We start from the raw sequence: 8,687 nt of genomic DNA, 5'->3' as shown, positions 1-8,687 counted from the left end.
TCTTCTGCAACGAAGACATTCAAATAACGATGACGCAAGTCATCGTACAGACTTCAATGGAGTCAACCACGACGTGTATTCATTTGTTCAGTTTTGATGGAATTTGAGGGGCTATAGCTCAGCTGGGAGAGCGCCTGCCTTGCACGCAGGAGGTCAGGGGTTCGATCCCCCTTGGCTCCACCAAATCAATTTCATCTATTAAGATATACAATTGATCCTTGAAAACTAGATAACGAAACGAATTTGCGCAATTAGAAATATCCTTTTAGCTGAACTTGTGTCAAACAAGTTTAATAAAATGGTAGCAGCGGAAGATTCGTGACAGTCGATCCTTTGGAAGTTTCGTTTCCACCTATTAACTCGTTTAGTAGATCAGGAAACAAACGGACAACAGAGCGAATGGCGCGAAACTGAAGCAATTGGTTAAGCTACTAAGAGCACACGGAGGATGCCTAGGCGCTAGGAGCCGAAGAAGGACGTGGCGAACAACGATACTGCCTCGGGGAGCTGTAAGCAAGCTTCGATCCGGGGATGTCCGAATGGGGAAACCCAGCTGATGTAATAGTCAGTTACCCGTATCTGAATACATAGGATACGAGGAGGCATACCCAGGGAACTGAAACATCTAAGTACCTGGAGGAAGAGAAAACAAGAGTGATTCCGTCAGTAGCGGCGAGCGAACGCGGAACAGCCTAAACCAGAGAGCTTGCTCTCTGGGGTTGTGGGACGTCTCACATGGAGTTACAAAGGAATTTATTAGGCGAAGAGGTCTGGAAAGGCCCGCTATAAGAGGTAAAAGCCCTGTAGCCGAAAGTATATTCCCTCCGAGACGGATCCCGAGTAGTGCGGGGCACGTGAAACCCCGTATGAATCCAGCAGGACCATCTGCTAAGGCTAAATACTCCCTAGCGACCGATAGTGAAACAGTACCGTGAGGGAAAGGTGAAAAGCACCCCGGAAGGGGAGTGAAATAGATCCTGAAACCGTGTGCTTACAAGAAGTCAGAGCCCTATTTATGGGTGATGGCGTGCCTTTTGTAGAATGAACCGGCGAGTTACGTTCCCATGCAAGGTTAAGGCGAGAAGCCGTAGCCGCAGCGAAAGCGAGTCTGAATAGGGCGAGTTAGTATGTGGACGTAGACCCGAAACCGTGTGATCTACCCCTGTCCAGGGTGAAGGTGCGGTAACACGCACTGGAGGCCCGAACCCACGTATGTTGAAAAATGCGGGGATGAGGTGGGGGTAGCGGAGAAATTCCAATCGAACTCGGAGATAGCTGGTTCTCCCCGAAATAGCTTTAGGGCTAGCCTCGGAATTGAGAGTCGTGGAGGTAGAGCACTGATTGGGTGCGGGGCCCGCAAGGGTTACCAAGCTCAGTCAAACTCCGAATGCCATAGACTTATATCCGGGAGTCAGACAGTGAGTGCTAAGATCCATTGTCAAAAGGGAAACAGCCCAGACCATCAGCTAAGGTCCCCAAGTGTGTGTTAAGTGGGAAAGGATGTGGAGTTGCACAGACAACCAGGATGTTGGCTTAGAAGCAGCCACCATTTAAAGAGTGCGTAATAGCTCACTGGTCGAGTGACTCTGCGCCGAAAATGTAACGGGGCTAAACACACCACCGAAGCTATGGCTTGATGCTTTGCATCAGGGGTAGGGGAGCGTTGTATGTAGGTTGAAGGTGTACCGTAAGGAGCGCTGGACAGCATACAAGTGAGAATGCCGGTATGAGTAACGAAAAGATCAGTGAGAATCTGATCCGCCGAAAGCCCAAGGTTTCCTGAGGAAGGCTCGTCCGCTCAGGGTAAGTCGGGACCTAAGGTGAGGCCGAAAGGCGTAATCGAAGGACAACAGGTTGAAATTCCTGTACCACCGTAAACCGTTATGAACGATGGGGTGACGCAGGAGGGTAGTGACGCGGACTGATGGATGTCCGTCCAAGCAGTGAGGCTGATGTGTAGGCAAATCCGCACATCGTAAGGCTGGGCTGTGATGGGGAGTGAAAATTATAGTAGCGAAGGTCATGATCTCACACTGCCAAGAAAAGCCTCTAGTCAGGTGAAGGTGCCCGTACCGCAAACCGACACAGGTAGGCGAGAAGAGAATTCTAAGGCGCGCGGAAGAACTCTCGTTAAGGAACTCGGCAAAATGACCCCGTAACTTCGGGAGAAGGGGTGCCTCGGTAGGGTGAATAGCCCGAGGGGGCCGCAGTGAAAAGGCCCAAGCGACTGTTTAGCAAAAACACAGGTCTGTGCGAAGCCGTAAGGCGAAGTATACGGGCTGACGCCTGCCCGGTGCTGGAAGGTTAAGGGGAGCGGTTAGGAGCAATCCGAAGCTGTGAACCGAAGCCCCAGTAAACGGCGGCCGTAACTATAACGGTCCTAAGGTAGCGAAATTCCTTGTCAGGTAAATTCTGACCCGCACGAATGGCGTAACGACTTGGGCGCTGTCTCAACGAGAGATCCGGTGAAATTTTAATACCTGTGAAGATGCAGGTTACCCGCGACAAGACGGAAAGACCCCATGGAGCTTTACTGCAGCTTGATATTGGATTTGGGTACGATCTGTACAGGATAGGTGGGAGCCTTTGAAGCATGAGCGCCAGCTTGTGTGGAGGCGACGTTGGGATACCACCCTGATCGTATCTAGGTTCTAACCTGGTACCGTAATCCGGTACGGGGACAGTGTCAGGCGGGCAGTTTGACTGGGGCGGTCGCCTCCTAAAGAGTAACGGAGGCGCCCCAAGGTTCCCTCAGAATGGTTGGAAATCATTCGAAGAGTGCAAAGGCATAAGGGAGCTTGACTGCGAGACCTACAAGTCGAGCAGGGACGAAAGTCGGGCTTAGTGATCCGGTGGTACCGCATGGAAGGGCCATCGCTCAACGGATAAAAGCTACCCTGGGGATAACAGGCTTATCTCCCCCAAGAGTCCACATCGACGGGGAGGTTTGGCACCTCGATGTCGGCTCATCGCATCCTGGGGCTGAAGTAGGTCCCAAGGGTTGGGCTGTTCGCCCATTAAAGCGGTACGCGAGCTGGGTTCAGAACGTCGTGAGACAGTTCGGTCCCTATCTGTCGTGGGCGTAGGAAATTTGAGAGGAGCTGTCCTTAGTACGAGAGGACCGGGATGGACGTACCGCTGGTGCACCAGTTGTTCCGCCAGGAGCATGGCTGGGTAGCTACGTACGGAAGGGATAAGCGCTGAAAGCATCTAAGCGTGAAGCCCCCCTCAAGATGAGATTTCCCAATTCGTAAGACCCCTTGAAGACCACGAGGTAGATAGGTTGGAGGTGGAAGTGCAGCAATGCATGGAGCTGACCAATACTAATCGGTCGAGGGCTTATCCAAAACATATTTCAATGTGCTGCAAATTCGTTTCGTATCTAGTTTTCAGGTGATCAAGCATCTGAACCGTTTGGTGGCGATAGCGGAAGGGTTCCACGCGTACCCATACCGAACACGACCGTTAAGCCTTCCAGCGCCGATGGTACTTGGACCGAAGGGTCCCGGGAGAGTAGGACGTCGCCAAGCGAACAACCATAAAGACCGTTATCGATTACTCGATAACGGTCTTTTCCTATATGCAGATAATTTGAACTACTTCATTACTTACTGCACTTCATGACTTATGCTTCAACCACGTTCCGCTGTCCATAAGGCAGCACCGTAAGTGTAACGCTGCTAGGTTTGCCATGTCGGATAAAACCGATGACAACCTGCTCGCCAGGCTTCATCGATGTGACATGATCTTCCAGCTCATCATAACTGCGAATGACCTGGCCAGCCGCACTCGTAATGATATCGCCTTCCTCTAAGACACCGTCTGCAGGTGTGTGGGCAAACACCTCAACGACTTTGACGCCCTCTATGCCGTCACGACGGTATGTATAATGATTCATGCCGATCCAGCTGGACCAGAAAGTGGATCGGATATCTTGGCCAGTCTCCAGCACGCTCTCCATATTCCGCATGAATCGGTATGTACCGAAGGCCATGTTATGCATCATCATATACTCCCGCTCATTGGACCATAATCCTGTATACTCGATCTGGACCAAGGTGCCTTCTGTATGTGGTTCAATGGTCCAAATGGTAAGCTCCTGGTCTTCTCCCTTGAGCGTGAGTTTGCGGTAAGGCGTAAGCTCCTCAATCGTGCCGCTATAGGATACGCCCCAGCCGTAATCAAGAGAGACTTGACCGCCGACCTTCAGATCGATCTCACAATGGCGAGTCTCCCATCGATTGCGTTCTTGCGGATCGGTCAGTGCTTTCCATACACGATCGGGTGTTGTACGGATGACAATCTCCCGCTTAACATGGTTAAAAATAGAGTCCATTCTTATGAGTCCTCCTCAAGATATTGTTTAAGTCTGCTTAACTTATTCTCCAGAATAGAGCCAAGCTCTTGTTGAAGTTCCGCATACCCTCGCTGAAAAGTCGGGGTATTCAATCGGTAGTAGCAATACTTGCCTTCTCTTCGCTCTAGTAATAGCTCCTCTTCCAGCAAGATAGCAAGATGCTTTTTTACGGCGGGCTGTGAGATATGGAATGCCTTCACGATCTCCAGCTGAGGGAGCTCTTGATGAGCGACCATATTTAGGATTTTCCTTCGGATGGGATCGGAAATGGCGCGGTACATATCACTCATGGTTGGAATCCCCCCATCTTTCCAAAATATAACCTTTTGGTTATATGAATGAGTTAAGTATAATTTTCCAACATCTGAAAGTCAATACGAATGATTAAACAAAAAAGGGCTTTACACAACCAAGACACTAGTGTACTATTTAACTATGACACCGATACAAAAAGGAGTGGAAGAAAAACCATGAACGGAAATGCATCCAATGAAGCAACAACAAATATAGAGAATGCCGCAACGGATTTAAAGAACGAAATACATGCTTCAGTTTCTACGGAGAGGAAGAATGCCAAGCAAGGTCCAGTCGTTCTGACCGTTGAACAGGTCACCAAAACGATCGGAAAGAAGAACATCGTCGATGGGCTATCCTTTGACATCCATCGCGGTGAAATCGTCGGTTTGCTTGGACCGAACGGCGCGGGCAAAACAACAACCATTCGAATGATTGTAGGGTTGATCGATATGAGCCAAGGCGATGTACTGGTAAAGGGGCACAGCATCAAGAAGGACTTCGTTCAAGCCGTTCGTCATATCGGGGGCATCATCGAAAATCCGGAATTTTACCCGTACATGAGCGGTTATGACAACTTGAGACAGTACCAGCGGATGTCCGAGGGAGTGACGATCACAAGAATCATGGAGGTCGTCAAGCTTGTCGGGCTGCAGGACGCCATCCACAAGAAGGTTCGTGCTTATTCCCTTGGTATGCGCCAACGATTAGGAATCGCACAGGCTCTGCTCCACAATCCGTCCATCCTGATTCTCGACGAGCCGACGAACGGCCTGGATCCTGCCGGCATTCGCGAAATGCGGGATTACTTGAAACAAATCGCCAGGGATGAGGGGATTGCGATTCTCGTATCCAGCCACTTGCTGTCGGAGATGGAACTGATGTGCAGCCGCGTGGTCGTTATCCAGGAAGGTAAATTTGTAACGGAGCGATCTATCGGGGGGACAGTCGTTAATGAAGAATTTACCACGGTAAGCTTCCGCGTGAATGACGTGGCCATGGCTGAACAAACGATTAGACACTTACAAAACATCACATTGCTCAACACTCAAATGGAAGAAGGAACCATTACCCTTCAACTTCATGAAGAAAATATTCCTGCGCTAATCCAGTCACTGTGTGATGCACGGGTACGGATTTACAGGGTAGAAGAGATCAAATCGTCACTTGAAGAAGAATTCTTAAAATGGACAGGAGGCAACCGCATTGCGTAGCTTTGGAAATCTCGTCTGGAATGAATGGCTCAAAATGTTTAAGAAACGCAGCTTCTTTCTGCCATATGCGCTTTTGGCCGGAATGGTGATCTTCATGGCGTTCTTGCTCTATAAGTTTTCCGGTGGGGGCAGTACCGGTTATGAATTTGCCGAGATAGCAGTAACAACCAAGGGAATGGGGCAAGTACTGACTTTGCTTGCCATTGTCGTGACGGCCGGAGCCGTAGCGAAGGAGCACAGCATGGGAACGATCAAATTGCTGCTTATACGTGCACAGAGCCGCACCAAGATTTTGGCATCGAAATATGTTGCCGTATTGATTTACATCTTAACACTGGTGGCCTTCATGTTTGCTGTAGCCGTGCTGACTGGTCAAATTACGTTCGGTATGGATGTCGGCTCCGTTACGCTTGGAGATGTGCTCGTTGGGGCAGTGAACAACCTGGTGTATACGATCGTTTATGTAACGCTAACCTTTATGGTAGGCATTCTAACGAGATCTACCGGTCCTGCAATCGGCATTGGCATGTTCATGGTCATAATGGAAAGTATGGTGGTACAGCTGCTTGCGCGTTACTCCTGGTCTAAATACCTGCTGTTCCTGAACGTGGATCTCTCCATGTACAGCGGAGGGGCAGGCTCCCCAATTCCAGGCATGAGTTTAACATTCTCAATGATGATGCTCGCTGTATATCTCCTCTTGTTTCTTGCGATAGGCTTTGTTACGTTTAAAAAACGGGATGTCGCATAAGGGACCTGAGTTCGAGGTAGAGCGGCGGAAAGGAGCAACCCGACAGTGAGTATAGAATTCGACAATAATCTGCCGATCTATTTACAGATCATGACGTATCTAAAGAAAGAAATCATCATCGGTAAACTGCAGCCCGGTGATAAAATCCCATCGGTTCGAGAATTAGCGAGTGAGCTTCAAATAAATCCAAACACGGTGCAGCGAACTTTTCAGGAATTGGAGCGTGAGGGTATTGTGGAGACACGGAGAGGATTGGGCCGATACGTGACAAGCGAGGAATCCAAAATTATGGAAATCAAAAAAGAAATGGCCGGCGATCTGCTGGAACGCTTTATTCGCGGTATGCAGGAGCTTGGCTTTAAAGATCAGGACATCATATCGATCGTGGAAGATGCTGTGAAGCAGCCATGATCCATAGTGGAGGTGAAATCACGGTGGAGAATCTGTTACAGGTAAGAAACGTGACCAAAACATATGCCGGTGGTCGCAGAGCGTTACAGGATGTCAATCTGGATATCAGCGGTGGGAAAATCATTGGTTTGCTGGGCACCAATGGCAGCGGAAAGAGTACGCTCATGAAGATTGCGGCTGGGTTGATGCAGCCGACAAAGGGCGGCGCTTACGTGAATGGCAAACCGGTCGGCTTGGAAACCAAAGCCATCGTTTCCTTTATGCCGGACCGGCCCGTGACGGAATCTTGGATGAAGGTATCGGATGCGGTGGCATATTTTAAAGATTTTTATGAGGACTTTAATGTGGAGAAGGCCCGCAACATGCTGGAATTCATGAATTTAAAGACCCAAGACCGCATCAGTTCCTTGTCCAAAGGAATGAATGAGCGCCTGCAGTTAACACTGGCCTTGTCCCGTGAAGCCCAGCTGTATATGCTGGATGAGCCGATTGGCGGAGTGGATCCGGTAGCCCGGGGCAAAATTTTGGATGCGATAGTTGAATTCTACAATGAGGATAGCAGCATTATCATTTCAACCCATTTGGTCCGGGATATTGAGCGGATATTTGATGAAGTGATCTTTATTCAGGGCGGCGAAGTAGTGATGCATGACGAAGTTGAGAACATCCGCCTAAAACACGGAAAAAGCGTGGATGAGATGTTTAAAGAGGTGTATGCGGAATGATGAAACTGTTCAAATACGACTGGAAGAGAAACTCGACCACGCTGCTCGGCGCCTTCGCGATCCTTCTCATCGTTCAGATAGCGATCACCGTAACGGGCTCTATAAAAGATTGGGAGCTTGGAGTAAAGTTGGGTTTAAGCATGCTGGCTTATGGCTCTGTGAGTGTCCTGCTTCTTGTAGTCACTGGCAAGAACTTCGGCTATAACATAAAGGCATATCACCGGCGTTTACTCCCCGTACGTTCCGTGTGGAATGTGGTTTCATCACTTTTACTTGCATGTGTAAGCTTGCTGACACTTGGCATATTGATGGCTCTGCATTTATGGTACTATTGGAGCTCAGCCGGCATTTGGGAAAATATCAATTTCGGCGATGTTCCCGTTTCGTATTATGTTGGGTTTGCCCTGATGATGATATGGAAATTCATCTACTTGATGATTGCGATATTTTTTGCAATTACCGTGTCCAGGAGCATCACGAAGAAGGGCAGTACTTGGATCGGCATTCTGGTTTTCTTCGTATTGCAATATGTTCTTGGCTGGCTTAGCCAAGTACTCTTCGGAGATGAGGCAGCGTGGGTCGGCCCTATGGCCAACATTTCATTTTTTGAGAAAGAAGCAGACATTACGGTGTCGACAATGCAATATACATTAGCATGGGGGGGACTTGCTTTTGAAGTGATCATGGCCGCCTTGATCTTGTATGCAACGGTTTACCTCATCGACCGGAAGGTTGAGGTTTAACAAAAAAAGAGTACTTGGAAATCCGGAAGATGAATGAAGAAGGTCTAGACTATAGAACGAACAAAGAGACTGCCTATCGAAGGCAGTTTTTTTGCATATGGAAGGAGATAACACGGGGAAAACAGAACTAGAACCATACCCATACCCGGTACTGAGCAAGAGCGCAACCCTTCATTGCATCATTCTAATAAA

The 8,687-nt window shown here is 48.9% G+C and carries 7 protein-coding genes, 1 tRNA gene and 2 rRNA genes; 8 read left to right on the top strand and 2 right to left on the bottom strand.

The window, feature by feature from the left end:
* Positions 1 to 107 precede the first annotated feature (107 nt).
* The 3 genes from MKY48_RS30550 (at position 108) to rrf (ending at position 3,530) form a co-directional block, all read left to right on the top strand.
* A tRNA-Ala gene (locus MKY48_RS30550) sits at positions 108 to 183 on the top strand.
* 238 nt (positions 184 to 421) lie between these two features.
* Positions 422 to 3,347: ribosomal RNA gene (locus tag MKY48_RS30545) — 23S ribosomal RNA — on the top strand.
* 66 nt (positions 3,348 to 3,413) lie between these two features.
* Positions 3,414 to 3,530 (top strand): 5S ribosomal RNA (gene rrf / locus MKY48_RS30540).
* Between the two features lie 95 nt (positions 3,531 to 3,625).
* Here rrf and MKY48_RS30535 read toward each other — a convergent pair.
* Both MKY48_RS30535 and MKY48_RS30530 read right to left on the bottom strand, forming a co-directional pair.
* On the bottom strand, positions 3,626 to 4,336 hold the full coding sequence (locus tag MKY48_RS30535) for an SRPBCC domain-containing protein (protein ID WP_339291819.1): 711 nt from the start codon (positions 4,334 to 4,336) through the stop codon (positions 3,626 to 3,628).
* 2 nt (positions 4,337 to 4,338) lie between these two features.
* A complete protein-coding gene (locus MKY48_RS30530; RefSeq protein ID WP_145041103.1) occupies positions 4,339 to 4,647 on the bottom strand; it encodes a metalloregulator ArsR/SmtB family transcription factor in 309 nt (102 codons plus the stop codon).
* A 180-nt stretch (positions 4,648 to 4,827) separates the two neighbouring features.
* On the opposite strand from MKY48_RS30530, the gene MKY48_RS30525 reads away from it, so the two are divergent.
* Genes MKY48_RS30525 through MKY48_RS30505 form a run of 5 tightly spaced genes read left to right on the top strand, consistent with a single transcriptional unit; the run spans position 4,828 to position 8,495 of the window.
* Positions 4,828 to 5,865 (top strand): ABC transporter ATP-binding protein, encoded by a 1,038-nt coding sequence (locus tag MKY48_RS30525; protein WP_339291818.1) that lies wholly within the window; start codon positions 4,828 to 4,830, stop codon positions 5,863 to 5,865.
* Positions 5,858 to 6,616: an ABC transporter permease gene (locus MKY48_RS30520; RefSeq protein ID WP_339291817.1), complete on the top strand. Its 759-nt coding sequence runs from the start codon at positions 5,858 to 5,860 to the stop codon at positions 6,614 to 6,616. The genes MKY48_RS30525 and MKY48_RS30520 overlap by 8 nt, the downstream gene beginning before the upstream one ends.
* Before the next feature lie 45 nt (positions 6,617 to 6,661).
* Entirely contained in the window at positions 6,662 to 7,027 is a 366-nt protein-coding gene (locus MKY48_RS30515; protein ID WP_076326254.1) for a GntR family transcriptional regulator, read from the top strand.
* A gap of 23 nt (positions 7,028 to 7,050) precedes the next feature.
* Positions 7,051 to 7,752, top strand: a complete 702-nt coding sequence (locus MKY48_RS30510) for an ABC transporter ATP-binding protein (RefSeq protein ID WP_179090740.1) — start codon at positions 7,051 to 7,053, stop codon at positions 7,750 to 7,752.
* The gene (locus MKY48_RS30505) at positions 7,749 to 8,495 is read left to right on the top strand and encodes a hypothetical protein (protein WP_339291816.1); all 747 of its coding nucleotides are present in this window, start codon (positions 7,749 to 7,751) and stop codon (positions 8,493 to 8,495) included. Before MKY48_RS30510 ends, MKY48_RS30505 begins: the two co-directional genes overlap by 4 nt.
* The last annotated feature ends 192 nt before the right edge of the window (positions 8,496 to 8,687 follow it).

Source organism: Paenibacillus sp. FSL W8-0187 (assembly GCF_037969755.1).
Lineage (GTDB): Bacteria > Bacillota > Bacilli > Paenibacillales > Paenibacillaceae > Paenibacillus_AQ.
The sequence above is the reverse complement of the archived record's forward strand: the minus strand, read 5'-3'. Positions and strand labels throughout refer to the sequence as shown.

Excerpts from the sequence above, each read along its gene's own strand:
- MKY48_RS30535 (WP_339291819.1), bottom strand. The coding sequence starts at position 4,336 with ATGGACTCTATTTTTAACCATGTTAAGCGGGAGATTGTCATCCGTACA.
- MKY48_RS30530 (WP_145041103.1), bottom strand. The coding sequence starts at position 4,647 with ATGAGTGATATGTACCGCGCCATTTCCGATCCCATCCGAAGGAAAATC.
- MKY48_RS30525 (WP_339291818.1), top strand. The coding sequence starts at position 4,828 with ATGAACGGAAATGCATCCAATGAAGCAACAACAAATATAGAGAATGCC.
- MKY48_RS30505 (WP_339291816.1), top strand. The coding sequence starts at position 7,749 with ATGATGAAACTGTTCAAATACGACTGGAAGAGAAACTCGACCACGCTG.